22 protein-coding genes and 1 pseudogene are annotated in these 22,850 nt (G+C 73.4%); 13 read left to right on the forward strand and 10 right to left on the reverse strand.

Going from position 1 to position 22,850, the window contains the following annotated elements; all coding sequences use genetic code 11:
- Window positions 1–117 precede the first annotated feature (117 nt).
- Entirely contained in the window at window positions 118–816 is a 699-nt protein-coding gene (locus AB0E07_RS27425; RefSeq protein ID WP_362257599.1) for an NAD(P)H-binding protein, read from the forward strand.
- On the opposite strand, the gene AB0E07_RS27430 is transcribed toward AB0E07_RS27425, so the two are convergent.
- Window positions 785–1,180, reverse strand: coding sequence for a hypothetical protein (locus AB0E07_RS27430; RefSeq protein ID WP_362257602.1), 396 nt, complete (start codon window positions 1,178–1,180; stop codon window positions 785–787). The genes AB0E07_RS27425 and AB0E07_RS27430 overlap by 32 nt on opposite strands.
- A 22-nt stretch (window positions 1,181–1,202) precedes the next feature.
- On the opposite strand from AB0E07_RS27430, the pseudogene AB0E07_RS27435 reads away from it, so the two are divergent.
- Window positions 1,203–1,445: pseudogene (locus AB0E07_RS27435) on the forward strand (substrate-binding domain-containing protein); the annotation flags it as partial.
- Here AB0E07_RS27435 and AB0E07_RS27440 read toward each other — a convergent pair.
- Together AB0E07_RS27440 and AB0E07_RS27445 are read right to left on the reverse strand one after the other, a co-directional pair.
- Window positions 1,439–5,665, reverse strand: a complete 4,227-nt coding sequence (locus AB0E07_RS27440) for a bifunctional nitrate reductase/sulfite reductase flavoprotein subunit alpha (RefSeq protein ID WP_362257606.1) — start codon at window positions 5,663–5,665, stop codon at window positions 1,439–1,441. The pseudogene AB0E07_RS27435 and the gene AB0E07_RS27440 sit on opposite strands and share 7 nt — an antisense overlap.
- Window positions 5,666–5,831: 166 nt before the next feature.
- The gene (locus AB0E07_RS27445; RefSeq protein WP_362257608.1) at window positions 5,832–6,311 is read right to left on the reverse strand and encodes a diadenosine tetraphosphate hydrolase; all 480 of its coding nucleotides are present in this window, start codon (window positions 6,309–6,311) and stop codon (window positions 5,832–5,834) included.
- Between the two features lie 93 nt (window positions 6,312–6,404).
- On the opposite strand from AB0E07_RS27445, the gene AB0E07_RS27450 reads away from it, so the two are divergent.
- Window positions 6,405–6,794: a VOC family protein gene (locus AB0E07_RS27450; protein WP_362257611.1), complete on the forward strand. Its 390-nt coding sequence runs from the start codon at window positions 6,405–6,407 to the stop codon at window positions 6,792–6,794.
- 21 nt (window positions 6,795–6,815) lie between these two features.
- Here AB0E07_RS27450 and AB0E07_RS27455 read toward each other — a convergent pair whose 3' ends face one another.
- Both AB0E07_RS27455 and AB0E07_RS27460 read right to left on the reverse strand, forming a co-directional pair.
- Window positions 6,816–7,649, reverse strand: a complete 834-nt coding sequence (locus tag AB0E07_RS27455) for a TetR family transcriptional regulator (protein WP_362257614.1) — start codon at window positions 7,647–7,649, stop codon at window positions 6,816–6,818.
- Window positions 7,650–7,755: 106 nt separating this feature from the next.
- Window positions 7,756–8,778 carry a hypothetical protein gene (locus tag AB0E07_RS27460; RefSeq protein WP_362257618.1) on the reverse strand — a complete coding sequence of 341 codons (1,023 nt, stop codon included), beginning with the start codon at window positions 8,776–8,778 and terminating at the stop codon, window positions 7,756–7,758.
- A 178-nt stretch (window positions 8,779–8,956) separates the two neighbouring features.
- Here AB0E07_RS27460 and AB0E07_RS27465 point away from each other — a divergent pair, with 178 nt between their 5' ends.
- From AB0E07_RS27465 to AB0E07_RS27500, 8 genes are all read left to right on the forward strand, one after another.
- On the forward strand, window positions 8,957–9,172 hold the full coding sequence (locus AB0E07_RS27465; RefSeq protein ID WP_362257621.1) for a hypothetical protein: 216 nt from the start codon (window positions 8,957–8,959) through the stop codon (window positions 9,170–9,172).
- 129 nt (window positions 9,173–9,301) lie between these two features.
- Complete coding sequence (locus AB0E07_RS27470) at window positions 9,302–9,529, forward strand: hypothetical protein (protein ID WP_362257624.1); 228 nt, start codon at window positions 9,302–9,304, stop codon at window positions 9,527–9,529.
- A 59-nt stretch (window positions 9,530–9,588) separates the two neighbouring features.
- Window positions 9,589–10,002 carry a DUF3224 domain-containing protein gene (locus AB0E07_RS27475; protein ID WP_362257627.1) on the forward strand — a complete coding sequence of 138 codons (414 nt, stop codon included), beginning with the start codon at window positions 9,589–9,591 and terminating at the stop codon, window positions 10,000–10,002.
- A 25-nt stretch (window positions 10,003–10,027) separates the two neighbouring features.
- Window positions 10,028–10,462, forward strand: coding sequence for a VOC family protein (locus tag AB0E07_RS27480; protein WP_362257629.1), 435 nt, complete (start codon window positions 10,028–10,030; stop codon window positions 10,460–10,462).
- A 250-nt stretch (window positions 10,463–10,712) separates the two neighbouring features.
- Window positions 10,713–12,059: an FAD-dependent monooxygenase gene (locus AB0E07_RS27485; RefSeq protein ID WP_362257668.1), complete on the forward strand. Its 1,347-nt coding sequence runs from the start codon at window positions 10,713–10,715 to the stop codon at window positions 12,057–12,059.
- A 56-nt stretch (window positions 12,060–12,115) separates the two neighbouring features.
- A complete protein-coding gene (locus tag AB0E07_RS27490; RefSeq protein WP_362257632.1) occupies window positions 12,116–12,682 on the forward strand; it encodes a hypothetical protein in 567 nt (188 codons plus the stop codon).
- A 106-nt stretch (window positions 12,683–12,788) separates the two neighbouring features.
- Window positions 12,789–12,962 (forward strand): hypothetical protein, encoded by a 174-nt coding sequence (locus AB0E07_RS27495; RefSeq protein ID WP_362257635.1) that lies wholly within the window; start codon window positions 12,789–12,791, stop codon window positions 12,960–12,962.
- A gap of 29 nt (window positions 12,963–12,991) precedes the next feature.
- Complete coding sequence (locus AB0E07_RS27500; RefSeq protein ID WP_362257638.1) at window positions 12,992–14,380, forward strand: hypothetical protein; 1,389 nt, start codon at window positions 12,992–12,994, stop codon at window positions 14,378–14,380.
- Here AB0E07_RS27500 and AB0E07_RS27505 read toward each other — a convergent pair.
- Together AB0E07_RS27505 and AB0E07_RS27510 are read right to left on the reverse strand one after the other, a co-directional pair.
- Window positions 14,349–15,260, reverse strand: coding sequence for a pyridoxamine 5'-phosphate oxidase family protein (locus AB0E07_RS27505; protein ID WP_362257641.1), 912 nt, complete (start codon window positions 15,258–15,260; stop codon window positions 14,349–14,351). The genes AB0E07_RS27500 and AB0E07_RS27505 overlap by 32 nt on opposite strands.
- 4 nt (window positions 15,261–15,264) lie before the next feature.
- Window positions 15,265–15,957 (reverse strand): hemerythrin domain-containing protein, encoded by a 693-nt coding sequence (locus AB0E07_RS27510; RefSeq protein ID WP_362257644.1) that lies wholly within the window; start codon window positions 15,955–15,957, stop codon window positions 15,265–15,267.
- A 183-nt stretch (window positions 15,958–16,140) separates the two neighbouring features.
- Between AB0E07_RS27510 and AB0E07_RS27515 the strand changes: the two genes are divergently transcribed.
- Together AB0E07_RS27515 and AB0E07_RS27520 are read left to right on the forward strand one after the other, a co-directional pair.
- On the forward strand, window positions 16,141–19,632 hold the full coding sequence (locus tag AB0E07_RS27515; RefSeq protein WP_362257646.1) for a BTAD domain-containing putative transcriptional regulator: 3,492 nt from the start codon (window positions 16,141–16,143) through the stop codon (window positions 19,630–19,632).
- 42 nt (window positions 19,633–19,674) lie between these two features.
- The gene (locus AB0E07_RS27520) at window positions 19,675–19,998 is read left to right on the forward strand and encodes a hypothetical protein (RefSeq protein ID WP_362257648.1); all 324 of its coding nucleotides are present in this window, start codon (window positions 19,675–19,677) and stop codon (window positions 19,996–19,998) included.
- An 18-nt stretch (window positions 19,999–20,016) separates the two neighbouring features.
- Here the strand turns inward: AB0E07_RS27520 and AB0E07_RS27525 are convergent, their stop codons facing one another.
- From AB0E07_RS27525 to AB0E07_RS27535, 3 genes are all read right to left on the reverse strand, one after another.
- Window positions 20,017–20,259 (reverse strand): DUF6411 family protein, encoded by a 243-nt coding sequence (locus AB0E07_RS27525; RefSeq protein ID WP_362257651.1) that lies wholly within the window; start codon window positions 20,257–20,259, stop codon window positions 20,017–20,019.
- A gap of 114 nt (window positions 20,260–20,373) precedes the next feature.
- Window positions 20,374–21,930 (reverse strand): mucoidy inhibitor MuiA family protein, encoded by a 1,557-nt coding sequence (locus tag AB0E07_RS27530; protein ID WP_362257654.1) that lies wholly within the window; start codon window positions 21,928–21,930, stop codon window positions 20,374–20,376.
- A gap of 8 nt (window positions 21,931–21,938) precedes the next feature.
- The coding region (locus AB0E07_RS27535; protein WP_362257657.1) for a DUF4139 domain-containing protein at window positions 21,939–22,850 on the reverse strand (912 nt) is incomplete at its 5' end.

The raw sequence follows: 22,850 nt of genomic DNA on the forward strand, positions 1-22,850 counted from the left end.
AGGCCGAACCGCGACATCGCCCGGGGTGTGGTTCAGGTCTCACCGGACTGCTCGACGTCACATTCCGGGGCGTCGGACTCCTCTCAGCCAGCACACGACAGCAGAGGAGTCATCACGATGAGGATCACGATCTTCGGCGCCAACGGCCCGACCGGACGTCAGGTCACCGAGCAGGCGCTCGCCGACGGGCACACGGTCACCGCCGTCACCCGCCGTCCCGAGGAGTACCCGCTGAGCGGTTCCCGGCTGCGGGTGTTCGGCGCGGACGTGCACGACCCCGCGGCCGTGGAACACGCCGTGGCCGGGCGGGACGCGGTCATCTCGGCCCTCGGGGTCCCCTTCGCCCGCCGGCCGGTCACCGTCTACTCCGAGGGGATCACCCACATCGCGCAGGCGATGACGAAGCACGAGGTCAGGCGCCTGGTCTGCGTCAGTTCGACCGTGCTGTTCGGCGTGCCGGCGCCCGGCGAGACCTTCCTCTTCCGCAAGGTGCTGGAACCCGCCATCGAGCGGACCCTCGGACGCACCGTGTACGAGGACATGCGGCGGATGGAGGGCGTCGTGCGCGAGACCGACCACCTGTGGACGGTGGTCCGCCCCGCCGGCCTCTTCGACACCGACGCCGTCAGCGACTACGAGGTCGGCACCTCGCGCCTGCCCGGACGGTTCACCTCGCGCGCGGACCTGGCGCACGCGCTGCTGCGCGAGGTGACCGGTGAGGGGCATGTACGCGCCTTCGTCGACGTACGTACCACCCAAGGCGTCCCGAGCCTGATCGACCTGTTCAGGAAGGAGGCGTTCGGCGGGAAGAAGTGAGCCCCGCGACGACCGCCTCCCGCCCTCCCAACGGCAGCGCGCGGCGAATCCGCCGGCCGCCGGCCGCCGGCCCCGAGCAGAACGACGCCTTCGCCGCGCCGTACCGGGAGAGCCTTCCGTCCACGAACCAGGTGGTGTCGGGCGGGAAGTCGAAGGTGCCGTCGTCGATGCCGTCCCAGCCGTAGCGGAAGTCGAGGTTGATGTAGGCGACGGAACGGATCACACCCGAGAGGTCGTGCTCACCGGGAAGGTTCGGGATCGGCCCGCGGTAGTCGATGAGCGAGAACAGCCGCTTCACCCAGAGGTCACCGAGCCGCTGTTCCAGACCGTCGGTGGTGGCGCCGTCGGCGGTGAAGTTCATCATGCCCGCCTCGGAGAGCACGACCGGCCTCGCCATACCCGGCGACGTCAGCGTCGTCGGCTTCGACGACCTCCCGGTCGCCCGGTGGACCCACCCGGCCCTGACCACCGTGCGCCAGCCGCTCCAGGACATGGCCTCCAGGGCGGCCAACATTCTGCTGCGCGTCATCGACGGCGAGGCCGCCGACCAGCTCCCCCTGGAACTCGCCACCCAGTTGGTGGTGCGGGGCAGCACCGCCCCCGTGAAGGGCGGTCCCCGAGATCAGTAGACGTCGCGGACGTAGCGCTTGTCCGCGGCCAGCCGCCTGACGTACGCGGCCGCCTCCTCCGGACCCAGCCCGCCGTGCGTGGTGGCGATGTCCTTGAGCGCCTGGTCGACGTCCTTGGCCATCCGGCCCGCGTCGCCGCAGACGTAGAAGTGGGCCCCGTCCTGGAGCCACTGCCACAGGCGGGGACCGTGCTCGCGCATCCGGTCCTGGACGTAGACCTTGTTGCGCTGGTCGCGGGAGAAGGCGAGGTCGAGCCGGTCGAGATGGCCCGACGCGCGGTGCGCCTCCAGGTCCTCCCGGTAGTAGAAGTCGGTGGCCTGGCGCTGTTCGCCGAAGAAGAGCCAGTTGGGGCCGGTGTGTCCGCGGGCCCGGCGGTCCTCCAGGAAGCCGACGAACGGCGCGACACCGGTACCGGGCCCCACCATGATCATGGGGGTGGCCGGGTCGGCCGGCGGGCGGAACTGCGGCGACCGCTGGACGAAGACCTGCACGGGACCGTCGTCCGCGTGGTCGGCGAGGTACGTCGAACACACCCCGAGCCGGTCCCGGCCGAGGTCGCCCGGGTAACGGACGACGGAGACGGTGAGCCGGACCTCGCCCGGATGCGCGAGAGGGCTGGAGGAGATGGAGTACAGACGCGGCTGGAGGCGCTTGAGGACGGTCGCCCACTCCGCCGCCGAGGCCCGGACCGGGAACTCGGCGACGACATCGGCCGCCTGACGCCCCCAGCACCACTGGGCGAGCGCGTCCTTGTTGTCGGGGCGCAGCAGCCGCTTGAGGGCGTGGCTGCCGGTGCGTTCCGTGACGAACCTGAGCAGGTCGGTGCTGATGCGGGCGATGTCGAGCCGGGTGCGCAGGGCCTCCTCCAGGGGGACCGCGGCGCCGTCGCCGAGGGGGACGGGCTCGTCCGGGTCGAGCCCGGTCAGCGCCAGCCATTCGGCGACCAGGGGCGCGCCGTTGACGGGCCACACCCCGAGGGCGTCCCCGGCCTCGTAGGCCAGTTCACCGTCGCGGGTGTCGAAGGCGAACTGCCGTACCTCCTTCTGCGAACCGGGCAGGCTCAGCAGCCGGTTGCCGACCAGAAGGGTGGAGAAGGGGGAGGACCTGGTGTACTCGGCCGGGGTGGGCGCCCACGTCGGGGCGGGGGCGGTGCCCGCGGTCACCGGCCGCCGGTCCCCGGCCGCGGTCAGGGCGGTCACGACCTGGGCGAGCCAGCGCCCGGCGGGCTCCACGAAGTCGGGTTCGCAGTCGGCGCGTTGGACGATCCGGGAGGCGCCCAGCGCTTCGAGGCGTTCGTCCAGCCGGCGGCCGTAGCCGCAGAAGTCGTCGTAGCTGGAGTCCCCGAGGGCGAGGACGGCGTAGCGGACGCCCTCCAGCCGCGCCGCGTCCGGCGCCGACAGCGCCTGCCAGAAGTCGGCGCCGTTGTCCGGCGCGTCTCCGTCGCCGAAGGTCGAGGTGACGAACAGGACGTCGGTGTCCGCGGTGAGGTGCGCGGGGGAGACGTCCGCCATGGGCAGCACCTCGGCGGTCCGGCCCGTCGCGGCGAGCCGCGAGGCGGTGGTGCCGGCGAACTCCTCGGCGTTGCCGGTCTGCGAGGCCCACAGGACCAGCAGGCGCCGGGTGGGTACGGCGGCGGAGGCATCCGGCGCTTCTGCTTCAGCGGGCGGGGTGGGCGGCGCTCCGGTCCCGGCTCCGGTCCCCGTCCCGGCGCGGGTCCCGGCTCCGGTCCCGGTCCGGGAGAACATGCCCGCGAGGACTCCGTCCACCCACTGGGCGTGGTCCGGGGTGAAGGGCGCGTCCGGCGGCAGGACGGGGACCCGTCCGTCGGGCGGGGCGAGGGCCAGCCCGGTCAGGTAGCCGGAGAGGTAACGGCGTTCGGGCGCCGCGAGGGCGGCGGGGGCGAGGTCGCCGATGCCGAACAGCCCGGCGAGGGCGTGGACGGGGGAGCCGTCCGGAGTCGGGGCAGGGGCAGCCTGGGCCGGGTTCGCGGAAGCCGTCTCCGTAACGGGTTCCGGGCGGACCGCGGGTATCGGTGCGGCCGTCTTCGCGAGGGCGACGGCGCAGACCTTCAACTCCGGCTGGAAGGAGAGCGGGTCCACGGCGTCGTTGGTGAGGGCGTTGATGCTGAGGTATTCGCCGAAGAGGTCGTTCCAGTGGAACGGGGCGAAGCAGGTGCCGGGGCCGACCCGGTCGGTGACCTGGACGGGCAGTACGGCCCGGCCGCGGCGGGAGGCGACCTCCAGGTGGTCTCCGTCGGCGACGCCGAGAGCACGCGCGTCCTCGGGGTTGACCTCGACGAACGGACCGGGGTTGAGCTTGTTCAGCTTGGCCACTTTGCCGGTCTTGGTCAGGGTGTGCCACTGGTGCTGGAGCCGGCCGGTGTTGAGGACGAACGGGAAGTCGTCGTCGGGGAGTTCGGCGGCCGGGAGGTGGGGCCGGGCGAAGAACCGGGCCCGGCCGCTCGGCGTCGGGAACACCAGCCGGGGGCGGGTGCCGTCGGCCCGCTCCAACAGGGTCTGGCTGACACCGTCGTTGAGGTAGCGGATCGGATTGCGGTCCGGCCCTTCCGCGGTGGGCGCGGGCCACTGCACGGGCATGGCCCGCAGCCGCTCGTAGGTCACTCCGCGCAGGTCCCAGCCGGTCTGGGGGTTCCACGCCTGCTTCAGCTCCTCGAAGACCTCCTCCGCCGAGCCGTACGTGAACGCCTCCGCGAAGCCCATCTCACAGGCCACCCGGGCGATCAACTGCCAGTCGGGCAGCGCCTGTCCGGGCGGGTCGACGACGCCCTGGACGAGGGTGAGATTCCGCTCCGAGTTGATCATGACGCCGTCGGACTCCGCCCAGAGGGTGGCGGGCAGGACGACATCCGCGTAGGAGTTGGTCTCGGTCTCGGCGAACACGTCCTGGGTGACGACGAGTTCGACCGCCTCCAGACCGGCGATGACGGTCCTGCGGTTGGCGACGGAGGCGACCGGGTTCGTGCAGATGATCCAGCAGGCCTTGATGTCGCCCGCGGCCATCCGCTCGAACATCTCGACGGTGCCGCGGCCCGCCTCGGCGCGCAGGGAGCCCTCGGGGATGTTCCACATGTCCTCGACGAACGCGCGTTCCGAGTCGACGAGGACGGACCGCTGGCCGGGCAGCCCCGGCCCCATGTACCCCATCTCCCGGCCGCCCATGGCGTTGGGCTGGCCGGTGAGCGAGAACGGGCCCGACCCCGGGCGGCAGATGGCGCCGGTCGCCAGGTGCAGGTTGACCAGGGCGTTGGTGTTCCAGGTGCCGTGCGTGGACTGGTTCAGGCCCATGGTCCAGCAGCTCATCCACTCGCCGGCCTCGCCGATCCACCGCGCCGCCTGCCGGATGTCGTCCTCCGGGATGCCGGTGATCTCCGCGACCTTCGCCGGAGGGTAGTCGGCGAGGAAGGCGGGCATGTCCTCCCAGCCCTCCGTGAACTCGCCCATGAACCGCTCGTCGGTGTGGCCGTCCTCGACCAGCAGGTGCAGCAGTCCGTTGAGGAGCGCGAGATCGGTGCCCGGCCTGATCCGCAGGAACAGGTCCGCCTTGTCGGCGGTGGCGTTGCGGCGCGGGTCGACCACGATCAGCTTCGCCCCGGCCGACTTCACCCGGTCCATCATGCGCAGGAACAGGATCGGGTGGCAGTCCGCCATGTTGGCGCCGATGACGAGGAAGACATCGGCGCGGTCGAAGTCCTCGTACGAGCCGGGCGGCCCGTCGGCGCCCAGGGAGAGTTTGTAGCCGGTGCCGGCCGAGGCCATGCACAGCCGGGAGTTCGACTCGATCTGCGTGGTGCGGACGAAACCCTTGGCGAGCTTGTTCGCCAGGTACTGGGCCTCCAGGGACATCTGGCCGGAGACGTAGAAGGCGAGCGCGTCGGGTCCGTGCTCGTCCAGGACGGCCCGCAGCCGCCCCGCGACCGCGCCGATCGCCTCGTCCACGTCGGTCCCGGTGGGCTGGGCTCCGCGCTCGGCGCGCACCAGGGCCGTCGACAGCCGTCCGGGAGCGGCCATCATGTCCGCGCTGGTGGACCCCTTGGTGCACAGGCGCCCGAAGTTGGTGGGGTGTTCCTTGTCCCCGGTCGTCCGGGCCGCCCGGCGCCGTCCGTCGACCGGGTTCCGCTCGATGTCGAGGACGATGCCGCAGCCGACCCCGCAGTACGAACACACGGTGCGGACGCTGCCGTCCTTCGAGCCAGCTGCCACGAAATCCACCCCGTCGCGTGTGTAGCGTCCTGAGCCGGGACCTCCCCGACCGCGGCGGGGTTCCCCTCCCCAGAACGTTAGGAAGATCGAATTACCGGCCCGTCACACGCCGGGATCTTGCGGGGTTACACCGCCCGCACACCTCGTAACGGGGCAATGTGAGACTTCACGGCGCCGACCGCGGCCGGTCCAGCTCACCGCCGATGGCCTCGCGCAGCGCCTCGTGCCCGGCACCGAGCCGGAACCGCTCGTCACGCCACCGGTCGCGCGGATAGCCCCACACGGGTCCACTCCGCAGCTCGGCCGGTTCCCAGTCGTAGCGCGGCCAGACGTGGGCGTGCAGAAAGGGGTCGGTGTTGCCGAGGATCTCCAGATTGACCCGGCGGAACCCGGGGTCCAGCCGTGCGCAGGCCCGCTCGACGGCTTCGCCGAGCCGCTCCATGTCCGACAGGAAGGCCAGCCGCCGGTCCCGGGGCAGGTCCGACAGCCGGTCCACCCCGGGCCGGTCCACGAGCAGGACCGAGTACCCGGGCAGGAACTGGACGTCGCCGATCACGGCGAACCCGGCGTCCAGCCGCCGCAGCACCGTCGGGTTCCCGCCCCGCAGGGCGGCCCCGATCCGGTCCGACCGCCAGTCACCGTCCACCGCCCCAACCTACCCGCACGCGATCACCGACGAAGCCCCGCGGGCCGCTGCCCGGGAGTGGGACGCGGACCGCGCGGGGTTAGCCTGGCCCACATGGTCTCGACAGTGCAGAACATGGCGATCGACTGCGCGGATCCCTATGAACTGGCCCTCTTCTGGAGCAAGGTGACCGGCGGTCCACTGGACCCGGAGGACGGACCGGGCGCGCGGGAAACGCAGGTCTCGCTCGGCGACGGTCGTCCGGTGCTGTACTTCAACCAGGTGCCCGAGCCCAAACACGGCAAGAACCGGCTCCACCTGTGTCTGCGCCCCGAGACGACCCGTGAAGAAGAGGTGCGGCGGCTGCTGGGAATCGGCGCCACCCTCGTCGGCGACCACCGCAACCCCGACGGCACGGGCTGGGCGGTGCTCGCCGACCCGGAGGGCAACGAGTTCTGCGTCCTGCGCAGCGCCTCGGACCGGGCTGCCGGGACGGGGGCCTGAGGCGCGGAGCCGTTCAGCCGTTCACCCCGAAGCGGCCGGGCGGGCGCCGCGATTGAGGGCGACCGCGCGCAGGAAGGCGTCGGCGAACGTGTCGCACACCTCCTCGATGGGCGGATACGGCACACCGGGGACCTGCTCCCCGGCCGGCCGGAGGAGCAGGTGCAGAGCGAGCGGGCTCGTCATCTGCTGGAGCAGGAGCAGCGGAGGAAGATCAAGGATCCGGCCCGCCGCCGCCTCGTCACTGAGCCACTTCCCGACACCCTGGAACAGCCGCGGGAGGACGCGCCGGACGAGGACCTGTACGGAGGCGTCGTGAGGTCGCGCGAGGATCTCGGCGAGGACGGCGGGAAAGACACGGGGTTCATGAGTGAGCGCGGCGGCCAGGGAGACGTAGATCTTCCGGACCGTCGTCTCCAGATCCCCGGAGTGCGCCGCCACGACCGCCTCGATGTCCACCAGCGGGCTGTGGCGTTCGAAGATGGCCAGGAGCATCTCGTCCCGGCCTCCGAACGCGGCGTAGAGGCTGTGCACCGAGCAGGCCGCCGCCGCGGCGACACGCTCCAGGGACAGCGCGGCCAGACCGTTCTCGCTGATCAGCCGGGCCCCGGCCTCGATGGCGCGGTCCCTCACCGGGCGCTGGCCGCCCGGGTCGACGCCGGCCGCCCGCACGGCCTCGTCGAGGGCCTGCCGGCCGCCACCGAGGCGGCGCAGCAGGGTACTTCGGGAGATCCCGGCCTCCTGGGCCACCGCCTGCAAGGGCACGTCGCCGACCGCGACGGAGCGGGCCCTGGCGGCCCGCAGCGCCGCGTCGACCAGGTCGGCCGGTACGGGGGCGGGGCGTTGTTGCTGCGGCACTCGAATCGACCGTCCCTTTCCTGGTACCGGCCCGTCCAAGGGAGCTGCCGGGCCCAGGCCAGGTAATCACCTCGCGGCGCCCGCCGCCCAATCGCCGTCCGCGTGGTCAGACGACTGCTTCCTCGGGGCTCGCGGTGACCGGCGCCGGTGTGCCGGTCCTCCCGGCCCTTCGCCGGCCGGCCAGCGCGGCGAGGCACAGGGCGAGCAGTACCCAGGCGGAGAGGACGAGTACGGGCGTCATGGCCCCGGTGCCGTCGAAGTAGGCGTTGGCGCGCAGCAGGCTTCCCGTCGCGCCCGGCGGCAGGAGCTGCCCCAGTTCGGCCCAGCCGGAGGGGAGCCAGTGCGGGCCGGTGGGGAGTCCCGAGAGCGGGTTGCCGAGGAACATGACCACCGCTCCGCCCAGTGCGAAGCCGGGCATGCCCCACAGGGCGTGGAGTCCGAGCATCGTGCCGGAGAGCGCGGTGATCCCGAGGGCGAGTCCGAGCGAGGTGACCCCGTAGCCGCCGTCCAGCGAGCCGGTGCCGAACTGGAGGAGGGCCGTGATCGCGGCGCCCGCGGCGACGGCGTAGAGGAGGACGCCGAGGAGCCGGGTGCGCAGCCCGGCGCGGCCCGGGAAGAGGGTGCTCAGGGCGACGACGGGGAGGATGCCGCCGAAGACGATCGGCATGGCCGCGGCGGTGAGGCCGGAGCCGCGGGGGTCGTCCTCGGTGAAGGGCACCAGATCGTGCACGGTCGCCTCGGTGTGCTGCTGGGCGGCGAGGGTGTTGCCGAGGGTGGTCACGGCCGCGGCCGTGGTCGAACCGCCGGCCGAGGCGACGTAGACGTCGATGCCCTCGGAGGCGAGTGCGACGCCTCCGGTGATGTCCCGGTCGTGCACGGCTGCCGCGATGGCGTCGGCGTCCTCGTAGACGCGGACGTCCCACTCGTCGTCGCCGAGCTTCGCCTCCAGCGCCTGGGTGAACTGCGCGGGTCCGGCCGCGCCGACCGGGACCTCGTGCGGGCCGCTGTGGACGGAGGGCAGGGCGAAGGCGCACAGCATCACCGTGACCAGGGCGGCCAGGCCCAGGACGAGCGCGGCGAGTTTCCGCCCCGCTCCGGTGGCCGGGGCGGGGGAGGTCGCGTCAGGCATCAAAGGCCGTTTCTGTCGGCCGCGTCCCGGTTCTGCGCAGGGGCGGCGATCAATGTCTGATACGCGATTACAGGGTACGTGTATGCGTGTGTCAAGTTTCTGGCCGGGTGTGCGCCGCTGTCCCGCGACTGGCGCACCGTGCCGTGCGCCGCTCCCGTCACCGGTGCAGCCTGTGGTCATGGCCGTCGCGCAACCGATCGTGATCTACCCGCCGGCAGTGGACGGTGGCCGCCGCGTCCGGGTGGCCGAACACTTCGTGGGCATGGCGTACGGGTTGCTCGACATCGTCGAGTTCCTGCGCCTGGCCGGCCTGGAGGACGCCGATGACGACTGGGTGCGCCGGTCCGAACTGATCGAGTGGCGGGGTGGCGGGCCGGGTTCCTGGCGGAGCTGAGGAACGGACCGGAAGCCGGCCGGTACCGGCCCAGGTGCAGGGGAGACGGCGGACGGAACCGCGGTGGCCGGGGATTCGCCGTCGGGCCGGACCGCCTCGTCCCCGGTGGGGGCGGATAGGGTCGGCAGCGTGACGACCAGGAGCAGGCAATCCCCCGACGGCTCGCGGGCGGCCGCCGCTGCCGCCGCGTTCCTCAACACGCAGGAGATCACCACGACGGACTGCCGTGGCTGCGGCGCCGAGGTGTCGGGTGTGAACGGCCGCTACGCCTGCGGTGTCTGCGGGTGGGCCAACCACTGGTCCGAGGGGCACAACCGGTTGCCGGGTGCCGAGGAGGACCCGGACACCCGGGCCTGAGCGGAGGCCCTTCGCCCAGGTCCGGGGGCACTGTCAGTGGTGCGGCATACGATCCGGACATGCGAGCTTCAGGAACCTTCAAAGTCGCCGCCTTCACCCCGGCGTCCGTGCCCGTCGCCGCGATCGAGACGGCGCTGCCCGTCGGTGTCGCCACCATGGAGAAGGAGTTCGAGGGCGAGATCGTCGGCCGCTCCGCCACCTTGTTCACCTCGGCGTTCGATCCGAACGGCGGGACGGGGACGTACATCGCGATGGAGTCCTTCACCGGGACACTCCAGGAGCGGGCGGGCGCCTTCAACTTCGCGCACGCCGCGACGACCCTGGGGGAGGGAAGACAGGCCGAGTACTTCGTGATCGTGCCGACGAGCGGAACGGGCGAGCTGACCGGCATCACGGGCACGGGCGGTCTCGCGGTCGAGCCCGACGGCACCCACCGGATCTGGTTCGACTACGAATTCGGAGACGCGGTGTAGGCCGACGCGCCGCTAGGGTGGCCCGATGGTGTCGATCAAGAAGTTTCAGGTGACCTACGACTGCGCGGATCCCGTCCGCGTCGGCCGCTTCTGGTGCGAGGTGCTGGGGTACGTGCCGCCGGCGGCCCCCGAGGGGTTCGACACCTGGGACGAGTTCGACCGCGCGCAGGCGCCCGAGGACCGGGGTTCGTGGTTCGCCGCCAGTGATCCCACGGGGGTCGGCCCGCGCCTCTACTTCCAGCGGGTTCCCGAGGGCAAGGTCGTCAAGAACCGGGTGCACCTCGACGTACGGGTCGGCACCGGGCTCGTGGGGGAGGAGCGCCTCGCGGTCCTGGAGGCCGAGTGCGCACGGCTGGTCGCGCTCGGCGCGGTGCGCGGGAAGCTGCTCCTCGCCGACGAGGAGAACGAGTCGTGCCAGAACATGCAGGACGTGGAGGGCAACGAGTTCTGCCTCGACTGAGGGCGCCCCTCGACGGGGTGGCCGCGTCGCACCGTTCGTTCGTCGTCGTGCCGATGTGAGCCCCCCGTGCTTCCGCCTGCTGCCGGAAATCACCCGTTCCGGTGAGGGTTCGAGCGGTCCCGGGCTCAACACCGCGCCATAATCGGTGACTTGTGATCGGTGCGGTGAGACGCAGACTGAGGGAGTGACCGGGGTGAACCGGGCGGGGGAGACGACACGTCGTGGTGGCGGCGGTCGGCACGCGGTGGTCGTGGGTGGAGGGCTGGCGGGGATGCTCGCGGCCCATGTACTGGCCGGGTTCGCCGACCGGGTGACCGTGGTGGAGCGGGACCGGCTTCCGAAGGACGAGGAGCCGCGTCCGGGAGTGCCGCAGGGGCGCCATCCGCACGTGCTCCTCCAGGGCGGCCAGAAGGCGTTGGAAGCGCTGCTCCCCGGATTCACCGAGGAGTTGGCGGCGGCCGGGGCGCCCCGGGTGGGCATGCCCTCCGACCTGGTGCTCTGGCAGAACGGCCGCTGGTTCCGGCGGCTGCCCGCGACGACGCACATCTTCACCGGCTCCCGTGCCCAGTTGGAGGGCCTGGTGCGGCGGCGGGTCCTCGCCGACCCGGCGATCGAGACGGTCGAGGGCACCGATGTCGTCGGGCTGCTCGGCGACGCCCGGCGGGTGCGCGGGGTGCTGCTGCGGGACCGGTCCGCGGAGGGGCGCGGGAAGGAACGGGAACTGGAGGCGGACCTCGTCGTCGACGCCTCCGGCGGCGGCACCAAGGCCCCGCAGTGGCTGACCGGCATCGGGGCGCCGCCCCCGCACGAGGAGACCATCGACACCGGCCTCGCCTACGCCTCCCGCGTGTACCGCGGCCCGGCCGGCGTCCTCGGCACCGACACGGCCGGGTACTACGTCTATCCGAACCCCGACCAGGTCCACGCCGGGGGAGCGCTGCCCCTGGAGGACGGCAGCCACCTGGTGATCGTCTCCGGGCTGCGAGGTGACGAACCGCCCACGGCGGAGGCCGAGTTCGAGCAGTACCTCAAGCGACTGCCGCACCCCCTGCTGCACCGCTGGCTCCAGGAGGCCGAACCGCTCTCGGCCCCGTTCGGCTTCCGCCGGACCGGCAACGTCCGCCGCCGCTACGACCTTCCGGGCGCCGCCCCGGCCGGGTTCCTGGCCACCGGGGACGCGCTGTGCACGTTCAACCCGATCTACGGGCAGGGCATGGCGGTGGCCGCGATGAACGCGCTCGCCCTGCGCGACAGCCTGACCGACCGGCGCCGGGTGCCCTCCACGCGGCGCGTGCAACGGGCGCTCCTCACGGCCTCGCGGCAGGCGTGGGACATCTCCGCCGGAGCGGACCGCGCGATGCCCGGCGCGACGGGCAACGCGGTCGCCGGAGCCCTCGCCGACCGGGCCGCCGGCTGGTACCTGGGGCGGGTTCAGGAACGCGCCCCGGGCGACCCCGTGGTCGGCCGAGCCTTCCGCGCGGTGCTGACCCTCTCCGAGCCGGTCGGCGCCCTGTTCGCGGCGCCCGTCGCCCGGGCGGTGCTCTTCGGTCCGCCCGCACCTACCCCGGCCGATCCGCAGCCGGACCCGGAGCGCTGAGCGGGGAGGGGCGGCCCGCGGTCTCCCGCCGCCCGCCCCTCCGCTAGCCTCACCGCATGCCGCTGACCCTTGACCAACTGGCCGGGTACGTCGAACGGGACCTGGACGCCGATCTGTCCCGCTGGTTCGCCGGCGAACCGGGCACCGGGATACCCGAGTCGACCCGCCCGGTCGACCCGTTCCTCGCCCGGCTGCCGAAGGCCTCCGCGACCGCGCTGGCCGCCTTCGACCGGCGGGTCCGCTCGGGAGCCGTGCCCGAGGCCCTCGACATCCACGACTGGTGCTACGGCTTCGACTTCGCCGCCAACGACTGCCGGATCCTCGACTCCGACTACGCGACGGAGCTCTCGGACGACGACGTCTGGTCCATCGGCGCCGACGGCGGCGGCAACTACTACGTGGTCCTCGCCGACGGCCGGGTCGCGGTGTGGTTCCACGAGGAGGAAGTCATCGAGGCCCACACCCGGTTCGACAACCTCGACGTCTTCGTGTGGTCGCTCGTCCGCTACCACGCCGTACGCGCCGGCGCCCTCACCCTGGGGGAGGTCGAGGCCGACTTCCGCGCCCTCGGCCAGCCCGGCGCCCTCGCCCCGGAACTGGGCCTGCTGGCGTCCCTGAAGTGAGCGGAAGAGCCCACCCCGGCGTAGATTCACATATGTGACTGGTGAGGGTAGGTTTTCAGCCAGTGGCTCACGGGGACTCGGCTGGTGACCTGGCGGAGGTGGGCAGATGAGCGGTGCCGAGAAAGTCAAGGCAAAGGCCGAGCAGGTGGTCGGCAAGACCGTGCGCAAGGCGGCTCACGCGGTGCACAAGGAGACCCTCGCGGCGAAGGGCGCCGCCCTTGAGACTCGGGGCAGGTTGCGTGGCGAGAAGGAGAGGGCCAAAGACACCTTCAAGGGCTGATGAGGGACACCGGCGCAGGGAGGCCCGCGGTGGACCCGGCCGCTGCCTCAGGCCCCGAAGGGCTCGCGCGACACCGTTGGCTGCGCCTCTGCGCGGCCTCCCTTCTCCTTGTGCTCGCCGTACTGCTGACACCCGTCAGCGTCATCGCCACCTGGGTGAACTCGCAGGTCAACGATGTCGACCGCTATGTGCAGACCGTCTCCCCGCTCGCGCGGGACCCCGCCGTGCAGAACCTGCTGACCGACCGGGTCACCGAGAGCCTCGTCAAGGAGATCGACGTGCGCGCGATCACCGACGCGCTCGCCGACACCCTGGACGACCGCGACGCGCCCGACTTCCTCGTCAAGGCGGCCCGCGAGTGGGACGAACAGCTCAAGGACGGACTGACGGCGGGCATCCGCCTCGGGGTCGAGAAGGTGGTGACGAGCGCGGCCTTCGCCCAGGCCTGGGACAGCATCAACCGCGGCGCGCACAACGCGGCGACGAACATCCTCACCGGGGACGGGAACGGAGCACTCGCGGTCAAGGGCGACACCATCACCCTGAACGTCGGCGCGGTCATCGATCAACTGCAGAAACAGCTGATCGGTACGACGCTCGTCCCGGCGGACAGCATTCCCGGCGCCGACAAGTCGATCGTGCTCGTCCGCAACGAGAACCTCAGCGAGGCGCAGGCCGGTGCCCGCTGGCTCAGCGCCCTCGGCCCCTGGCTGCCCCTGACGCTGGTCGTGCTCGGCGGACTGGGCGTCTGGGCGGCACCGAACCGCAGAATCGCACTGGTGGCCGGTGCCATCGGCGCGGGCGTCATGATGTGCGGGCTCCTGATCGCCCTCACCGTCGCACGCCAGATCTGCCTCAACGCGGTCACCGGCGCGGAGGCGCAGCAGGCCGCGGCGGCCGCCTACGACACCCTGGTCAGATTCCTCCGGCAGGCCGCTCTCACCGCACTGGTGACGGCCCTGATCGTCGCGATCGCCGGATACCTGTGCGGACCGGGCCGCGGCGCGGTCGCCACGCGCTCGGCCGCGTCCCGCGGCACCGAAAGCGCGGGACGCGCCCTCGCCCGGGCCGGGATGACGACCGGGCCCGTCGGGCCCTGGCTGCGCACGCACCGGCCGCTCACCACCGGCGTCGTCATCGGCGCCGGTGGGCTCATCCTCCTCCTGTGGAACTACCCCACTCCGGGCGCCGTGGCCCTGCTGCTCCTGCTGGTCCTCGTCGTGCTGGCGATCCTCGGCATCCTCGGGGCGGCGGACGAGAAGGACCGCCGATTACGGCCCCCGGCCCCCAGGCACAGGGCCCCCGTCCCTCCGGCCCCGGCCCTCCGGCCCCGTCCCTCCGGCCCCGGCCCCCCGGACCTCAGCCGGGGCGACGCGGGCCGACGACTCAGCGCCGCGCGGCCGAGGCCAGCTCCCTGAACCGGTTCCACTCCACCCGCGGTCGTTCCAGTCCGCGCCGCTCCAGGTAGCGGTCCGTCGCACGCCTGGTCCGGCGCAGCACCTTGACCGCGTCACTGGGGCGGCCCGACCCCATCGGCTCCACCACCTTCGCCGGCACCAGCAGCCAACCGTCCCCGTTCCGGCGCAGTTCCCCCTGGACCAGCGCGTTGTGCATGTGGTTGAGGAGTTCGTCGTGCCGGTGCACCAGCAGTGAGGCCGGACCCGGTGTCGCCGCGCAGTCCCCGGGCACCTCGACGGCGAAACCGCCGTCCACCGCCGCCGTGGACGTCCTCGCGAGCACAGGGGCCCCCTCCGGGTCGCGGGCGGCCAGGACGGCCGAGGCGAACCGGGCGAGCTGCGCCGCGCCGAGCGGTCCGCCGGTACCCGCCGGGGATGCGGGACGCGGTCGCAGCGGAGGCCGGACGATCACCTGCTCCGGCGTGACGGTGATCAGCAACCGCAGGTAGTACCAGCTCATCAGCGGACGCATGGGACGGGACAGGTAGGCCCGGCTGTGCGGCTGCCGCTCGAAGAGCGTCCGCCAGTAGTCCTCGGCGCCCTCCGGCCCCGCCATGATCTCGTCGGGACAGGTGGCGCGGCCGCCGACGAAGATCTGCGGTGCCTCGGACAGTCCGCTCCCGGTGGGGTCGGAGAAGAGCAGGGCGACCCGGCCGTCCCGGCGCACGTTCAGCGCCTTCTGGGCGAAGGCGAGGGACGTGGTCACGAGGAGCGTCCCGTCCTCGTTCCGGCGCGCGGCGGTGGGCCAGGCCAGGGGTGTGCCGTTGCGGGCGAGTGTGACGAACTCGCAGGTGCGGTAGGCGTCCAGGACGCCCACTGGGGCCGTCGACAGTACGGTCATGGCTCTACTCCCCGTCCAGCGGGCCACGGAGGGCGCGGCAGGCGGAGGCGTACTGGCGCCGCCCGAGCGTCCTCCACAGCAGCCGGCCCAGCAGCGGGGTCCTGCTCAGGAAGTACTGCCGCTCCTCGGGTGTGGCGTCCTCCAGGATGGCACCGAGCGCCACCAGCATCTGGCTTCTGGGGATGCCCTCCAGGCCCCGCCGGCCGAGGAGGTCCCACTCGGCGACGGTGACATGCTCGGCTACGAGCGGAAGCAGCAACTCCTCCTCGGCGTCGAGGTGTTCGAGGAGAGCGACCCGGTGTGCCTCCAGGGCCAGGGCCAGTTCCTCCCCGGCGATCGGATCCGCGGCCCGCTCCCACTCCGGCAGCCACTGCGCCGCGGCCGACAGGGTCCCGTCGATCCGCTGGTGCTGCTCCTCCATCCGCGCGACCAGGGCCTCGTCGTGCGCGGCGCGGTCCCGGAGCCGCGGCCACAGCAACTCGTCCTCCAGGCTGTGGTGATGATGCAGTCCGGCCACGTACTGCCGCAGGTGCCCGGCGACGAACCGGGCCCGCTCGGCACCGCCGTCGGGCACGGCACGGACCAGACGGGGCAGGAGCGCCGACTCGCGGCGGAAGACACGGTGCACCACGACCATCTCATGGGTGTGGGGCCGCTGGGAGGATGCTGACGGTTCGGTGATACGGCTGGCAGACACGCGTACTTGCTCCAACTGCGGTGACGACGACAAGGGGAGTGGCGTACTCCCCGCCCCACACCCTGTCTCCCGTGTCTTGGCGTCGACTTGGAGCCTGTGGCCGGGCGGGTGCGGAAGCCGTCGGCGTCGGCGTTTAGCGTCTGTTCACGGACCGTCACCGCGCAAGGGGTAGATTCCCTCGCCGTGCTGCGTATTCGAGTCCTGGGGTCGCTGAGCGCCGAGTTCGACGGCAGGACCGTCGAACTCGGGCCGCCGCAACAGCGTGCCGTGCTCGCCCTCCTGGTCGCCGCCCGCGGCCGGGTCGTTCCCGTCGACCGGGTCATGGACGGCCTGTGGGTGACGACGCCCCCGGCGAAGGCGTCGGCGTCGCTGTACGCCTACGTCTCGAACCTGCGCCGGGTGCTGGAGCCCGGACGGCCGCCGCGCAGCCCCGCGACCGTGCTGGTCACCGCGCCGCCCGGGTACGCGCTGCGGCTGGACCCGGACGCCGTGGACGCCTGGCGGTTCGAGACGCTGGTGGGCCGTGCCCGGGGTGCCGCTCCGGAGGACGAACGGGGTCTGCTGGCGGAGGCGTTGCGCTGCTGGCGGGGCCCGGCGTTCGCGGAGCACGCGGACACCGACTGGGCCGGCCCCGAGGCGGCCCGGCTGACGGAACTGCACGCCCAGGCCCGCGAGTTGGCCGTCGCGGCCGATCTGCGCACCCAGCGCGCCGCGCGGGCCGCCGCGGACGCCGAACTCCTCACCGCGGAGCACCCCTTGCGGGAGGAGGGCTGGCGGCTGCTGGCCCTCGCCCAGTGGGCCTGCGGCCGCCAGGCACACGCCCTGGCCACCCTGCGCCGGGCCGCGCGGCTGCTGCGTGACGAACTCGGCTGCGAACCGGGCCCGGCCCTGGCCGTTCTGGAACACGCGATACTGACGCGGCGCCACGAGGTGCTGAACTCCGCGCTCGCCGTCCCGGCAGGCCCCGCCCCTGGAGGCGAACTGCCCGGGGCACGTACGCCCGACCGGCCCACTCCGCCCGACCGACCCACTCCGCCGCACCCGCCCACCGACCCGGAACCCGCCACCGACCCGGAACCCGCCGCCGTCCCGCAACCCGCCCCCGTCACGGACCCGTTCGTCGGCGAGCGGCCCCCGTGGCGCGACCTCTTCGTCGGCAGGGCCACCGAACTCCGCACCGCCGACGCCGTGGCGCAGGCGGCCCGGGACAGGGGAGCCACGCTGGTCGTCACCGGGGAACCCGGCGCGGGGAAGTCCGCGTTCGTCGCCCACCTCGCCGGCCGCCTGCGCTCCTCCGGCTGGACCGTCCTCGTCGGCCGCTGCCCCGAGTTCGACGGTGCGCCGCCCGCCTGGGCATGGACCCAACTGCTCGGCGAACTGGCCCGCGAGCGACCGCCGGAGCGTCCCGACGAACTGGCGGCCCTGCTGACCGACCCCGACGGCTCCGCCGCCGCGGCACCCTCCGACGACGCCGTCACCGGTCGGTTCCGGATGCACCGGGCGGCCGCCGAGTGGCTGCGCGCCGCGGCTTCGGCCGCCCCGCTGGCCGTGGTGGTCGAGGACCTGCACCGCGCCGACAGCGAGACGCTGGCGCTGCTGGAGACGGCCGCCGCCGTCACCGGAGTGCCACTGCTGACCATGGGCACGTACCGGCCCGCCGAAGTCGGCGAACACCTCCTGAAGACCCTCGCCCACCTCGCTCCGCGCGTCCCGCACCGCATCGCGCTGGGCGGCCTGCCCGAGCGGGACGTGGCCACGGTCGTGCAGGCGGTCTGCGGCGACACCGTGGACGCCCAAACGGTCAGCGCGCTGGCCCGGCGCACCGGCGGCAACCCCTTCTACGTCCTGGAGAGCGCCCGCCTGCTGGCCGGTGAAGGCGCCCTCGCCGCCACCTCGGAGGTCCCGCACGGCGTACGGGACGTCCTGCGCCGCCGCCTCGCCCTGCTGCCCGAATCCGCCAGGACCGCCCTGCGCATCGCCGCCGTCGCCGGAATCGAGGCCGAGGTAGGCGTCCTCGCGGAGGCGGCCGGGACCGACGGGAGCGAGATACTCGACGGACTGGACGCGGCGCTGTCCGCGCACCTGCTCACCGCGCCGCGACCCGGCCGGGTCGCCTTCGAGCACGCCCTGGTCCGCGACACCGTGTACACGGACCTGCCCGGCGTCAGGCGGGCGCTCCTGCACGGCCGTATCGCCGACGTCCTGCGCCGCCGTCAGCCCGAGGACCCGGCGGCGCTCGCCCACCACTTCGCCCGCTCGGGCACCGCCGCGAACGCCCCCCTCGCCGTCGACTACGCCCTGCGCGCCGCCCGGGCCGCCGAGCGCCGCTACGCCCACGAGGTCGCGGTCGCCCTCATCGAGCAGGCCATCGACGTGCACTCCGCCGCGGCCGGACCACAGGCGGCTGCCGACCGGCCGGAGGAGACGGTCGCCCTGCTCGTCCGGCTGCTCGGCGCGCAGGTACGGGCCGGGTCGACGGACGCGGCCCGCCGCACCCGGCAACGCGCCGTCGAACTGGCCGAACGCGCCGGCCGCGGTGACCTGGTCGCCACCGTCTACGGCGCCTGGACCGAACCCTGCCCGTGGCCCAGCAGGCTGGCCGCCGCCGACGACCCCGCCGTCCTGCGCCGCATCGACGAACTCGCCCGCGACACCACCCTGGACGACGCCACGCGTGCCGGAGTGCTCCAGGCCCTCGCGGACGCGGTCGCCGCGACCGATCCGCGCCGCGCCGCCCACGCGGCCCGCACCCAACTGCTGCTGGCCCGCGAGGGCGGCGACCCCCGGTTGCTGGCGGCAGCCCTGATGACCTCGGCCAAGCTCCTCCCGCACGAGACGCGGGCCCCGCGGCGGACGCCTCTGGTCACCGAGTTGCGCGAACTCGCCCGCGCCCACGACCTCCCCGCCTACCGCTGGGCCGCCGAGCACCTCGGCGCCCAGAGCGCCGCCGTACGCAACGACCCGGCCGCCGTGCGCCGTCACACCGCGGAGGGGCAGGTCCTCGCGGGCCGCTACCGCATGGTGTGGGCGCAGGGTCTCAACACCGCGACCACCGCGATGCTGGCGGCCGTGTCGGGGCGCTTCGAAGAGGCCGAGACCCGTTACGCCGAGGCCGACGTGCTGCTGCAACGCGTCGGCACCCATCAGGCGCAGGGGCTGCGGACCCTGGCCGTGGCCACCATCCGGCTCACCCAGCGGCGCGCCGCCGAGATCGAGCCGATGATGCGCGCCGTCCACGAACGCGTCGGCGCCCCCGTCGGCGTGCTGATGGCGCTCATCCTCGCCCTGCTCGGCCGCCACGACGAGGCACGGGCCGTCGAACTGCCGCCGGAACCCGTCACCGACCACCTCTACGGCGTCGAACTCGACTTCCGCTCCCGGCTCGCCGTCCTCCAGCGGGACACCGAGGCCGCCCGACTGCTCGTCGGACATCTGCACCCGCTGCGGAAACAGTTCGGCGGCACCGCGGGCGCCGCCTACGCCACCCGCCCACTGGCGCACGCGCTGGCCGACCTCCACCGCCTCCTCGGCGAACCCGGGGAGGCCGCCGAGCACTACGCCCTCGCCGAACGCACCGCCCGCGCCTGGGACTCGGCCCACTGCGCCGAGGCCGCCGCCCGTGCGGCGGCGGAACTCGCCGAGGAGCGCGCCGGGCGGACCACGGTGTTGCCCTAGGCTGCTACCGGACTCTTCGAACAACGCGCCCACTCGCCGAAGTTGACTGCGCTTCAGCTCCAGGTGCGTGATCCCGGAACGGAGTTCGCCGGGCTTCCCCCGCTGGGCGGCATCACCGCACTCACCCTGCCGGGGCTGGACGGCGACGCCGACCTCGCCGGCCTCACCACGACCTTCCCGGCACTGAAGAGGGTGGTCCTGGGACCGGTGCCCGAGCACTCCACCCCGGACCTGACCCCACTGCACGCACTGCCGTGGCTGTCCGTCACGCTCGCCGCGGACGGACAGCCACCCCGGCTCAAAGGCCACGAAGTCCTCGGCGGACGCCTCCGGTTCACGACGACGGCCACGCTGTACCTGCGCTGAGGCGCACGAGGCCCCGGCTCAGAACGGCATCCGGCCACGGGCCCGCCGACCGGCGCCCCCGCTGCGGCCCATCGCCCGCGAGCTGGAGCTGAACGGCTTGCTCAGCAGCCGGCCGAGTATCCCGGGCGCCTTCGAACCGGCACGGGACCCCGCGCCGAGGCCGCGCTGGGCGCCGTTCTGCGGGTGACGGGACAGACGGGGCAGGAAGAACGCCAGCACGGCCAGGACCACGCAGGCGACGATGACAATGCCGATGACCATCTCGGACTCCAAGTGTCGTGGGTGGACAGGGCCTTTTGGCTCTGCACCACCGACTGCCCCGCCTGCCGACGCGCACACCCCCGACTCCGTCCCACGAGGGTGTGCGCGCCCGGGTCAGAGGCCGCTGACCTTGCCGCTCGCGGACAGCTCGTACACCAGGGTCACCGTGCGACGGCCGCCGGGCGGCAGGGCGACGTCCCAGCGGGCGATGCCCTCGTCGTCCAGCGCGTCCGGGGCGGGCGAACAGGCCTCCTTGCGCAGCCGTACCTCCACCGCCGAGACCTCGGAGACCGGGATCCGCTCCCGCAGAACGACCGTCCGCTCGCCCTCCGTCCGCGGCGCGGAGAACCGCGACAGGTGCAGCCGCACCGTGCGGGTGACCGTGGTCCGCTGGGTCATGCCGCCGGTCTCGCGGGACTCCTCCGTCTCCCGCACCACGCGGTAGTCGTCGTGGCTGCCGAAGGCGAGTTCGACCGGCGCGCCGGGAGCGGTGAAGTCCAGCGCGCCGCGGCCGCCGAACCCGCTGCCGCGCACCAGGTCCACGGGCCCGGCCAGCAGCGCGTGCCCCGACGCGTTGTCGAACCGCACCACCTGGGTGACCAGTTCGGACAGCTCGGGCGAGCAGGCGTACTCGCCGCTCGCGGGGGTCACGAAGGAGGACAGCGGCACCCGGTGGGCGCGGCCGTCGGAGGGCACGGAGACGGGTGCGGGGGACCGCAGCACCCTGGTCTCCCCGCCGTCGTCCACTCCGGGCAGGCCGAGCACCGGGGCGGGGCCCAGCTCGGCGATGTCCTCCTCGCGTACCTCGACCTCGACGGTGCGCCGCTCGGCGGGGGAGCGGTCGGTGAGCGTCAGCCGGTCCTCCGTGAGCCGCGGCGGCTCGTTGGCGAGGGCGGAGCGGGCCGTCGACAGGGTCAGACGCACGTCGGACCAGTCCTCGCCGGTGCGCTGCCAGACCATGGCGTCGGTCTCCAGCGTCACCGTGTCCCCGTCGAGCACGGCCCGGTAGGCGGGGCGCCACAGCGCGCAGGGCACGAGGTGGCTCAGCCGCAGCCGGGCGGGCCCGTCGCCGGTGGAGCGCAGGGTCACCTCGATGTGGCCGAGCAGCTCGGCGGGCCGCTGCTCGGACAGGACGAGGGCGTGCGCGGTCTCCCGCAACTCGCCGTCGAGCGCCGTCAGCCGGGCCTGTACCTGCCGCAACCGCTCACTGTGCTCGTCGCGTTCGGAGTCCACGCGGTCGAGTTCCTCGGCCCAGCGGGCCGTGTCCGACTCGCCCGAGCCGGCTCCCTCGCCGACCTCGCGCAGCAGATCCGTGGCGAGCCGGGCGAGGAGGTCCAGGCGGGCGCGCAGCCGGTCGGCCCGCTGCTCCAGCGTGAACCGCTCCCCCTCCAGGGCGTGCGCGCGCCGGCGCAGGTCGGAGTCGTCGGCGGTGGGCTGCGGACCATGCGGGGTCCAGGCCCGGACGATGCGGGCGTCGAGGACGCGGGCCCGGTCGCCGTCGACTTCGGCGTGGAGGGTGCGGTCGACCGCCAGCGCGCTGACCGGGCCGAGGCGCAGCCGCTGCGTGCCGGGGCGCAGGTCGAGGTCGACGGTCCGCTCGACCTGGGCGCGGTCCTCCAGGCAGGTGACGGCGGTGACGGGTGCGGGGATCAGTTCGGAATCCGTGGACATGGTGTGCCTCAGCTCCTGCGGTTGCCGCCGACCAGGGCCTTCGCGGCCGGGATACGGATCTCGTGGCCGCCGCGCAGGGCGACGGTGCCGCTGGGCGGCAGGTCGACCCGCCACAGGCGGGTGCCGGCCGCGTGCCGATCGGGTCCCAGGTCGTCGGGACGGGCCCAGTCGGCGCGTTCCTCGATCCGGACGTCCGGATCGGTGCTGACCGGCACCTGTTCGCGCACCTCGACGGAGACCGGCCGGGCGAGCCGGTTGGCGACCTCCACCTGGACGGTGTGCTCCAGCACCGTGACGTTGTTGCGCAGGCCCGCGGTGGACTCGTTGAGGTGGGTGCGCCGGGTGACCCGGATGCCCTCCGCCGGTCCGAGCCCCATCCGGCGCACGCCGCCCGGCGCGAGGGTGGGCAGGGCGGCCGTCAGCAGGAAGTCGTCGTCGACGGTGACCTCCACCGGGCCCGCCAGGAGCGCCTGGTCGGTGGCGTTGGACAGGACGAGCGTGCCGTACACCCGCTCCTCCACGGACGGGACGCACAGGTACTCGGTGCGCAGACCGACCGGGATCTCACCGATGGTGACCGTGTGCCAGACGCCGTCCGAGGGGATGTCCGCGCGGGCGTCGGCGTCGTAGCGGTGGTCGAAGGAGCCCGCCGACACGCGGGGTCGCACGGCGTGTCCGGGCAGCGGCAGCGAGGCCACCGCCTCGGCGCGGCGGCGGTACTCGACCGCCACCGGGTCGTGGGCCCTGCCCGGGAAGAGGCGGCCCCTGCGGTTCCTGGCCTCCTCGGGGCCGCTGAGGGCCAGGGCCGCGTAGTCGAGCTCGTCGCCGCTCGGCTGCGGCGGTCCGGTGACCGGGGCGGGCGGTGCCGGGGGAGGAGCCGCCGGTCCCGAGGGCGGTGGCGGTGCCGCGGCGGCCGGGGC

The organism is Streptomyces sp. NPDC048002 (assembly GCF_040653275.1).
In the GTDB taxonomy this organism is placed as follows: Bacteria; Actinomycetota; Actinomycetes; order Streptomycetales; family Streptomycetaceae; genus Streptomyces.

Coding starts and splice junctions, on each gene's coding strand:
- AB0E07_RS27460 (WP_362257618.1), bottom strand. CDS start 8,778: ATGCCTGACGCGACCTCCCCCGCCCCGGCCACCGGAGCGGGGCGGAAA.
- AB0E07_RS27495 (WP_362257635.1), top strand. CDS start 12,789: ATGAGCGGTGCCGAGAAAGTCAAGGCAAAGGCCGAGCAGGTGGTCGGC.
- AB0E07_RS27490 (WP_362257632.1), top strand. CDS start 12,116: ATGCCGCTGACCCTTGACCAACTGGCCGGGTACGTCGAACGGGACCTG.
- AB0E07_RS27505 (WP_362257641.1), bottom strand. CDS start 15,260: ATGACCGTACTGTCGACGGCCCCAGTGGGCGTCCTGGACGCCTACCGC.
- AB0E07_RS27480 (WP_362257629.1), top strand. CDS start 10,028: ATGGTGTCGATCAAGAAGTTTCAGGTGACCTACGACTGCGCGGATCCC.
- AB0E07_RS27430 (WP_362257602.1), bottom strand. CDS start 1,180: ATGATGAACTTCACCGCCGACGGCGCCACCACCGACGGTCTGGAACAG.
- AB0E07_RS27450 (WP_362257611.1), top strand. CDS start 6,405: ATGGTCTCGACAGTGCAGAACATGGCGATCGACTGCGCGGATCCCTAT.
- AB0E07_RS27465 (WP_362257621.1), top strand. CDS start 8,957: ATGGCCGTCGCGCAACCGATCGTGATCTACCCGCCGGCAGTGGACGGT.
- AB0E07_RS27525 (WP_362257651.1), bottom strand. CDS start 20,259: ATGGTCATCGGCATTGTCATCGTCGCCTGCGTGGTCCTGGCCGTGCTG.
- AB0E07_RS27425 (WP_362257599.1), top strand. CDS start 118: ATGAGGATCACGATCTTCGGCGCCAACGGCCCGACCGGACGTCAGGTC.
- AB0E07_RS27530 (WP_362257654.1), bottom strand. CDS start 21,930: ATGTCCACGGATTCCGAACTGATCCCCGCACCCGTCACCGCCGTCACC.
- AB0E07_RS27475 (WP_362257627.1), top strand. CDS start 9,589: ATGCGAGCTTCAGGAACCTTCAAAGTCGCCGCCTTCACCCCGGCGTCC.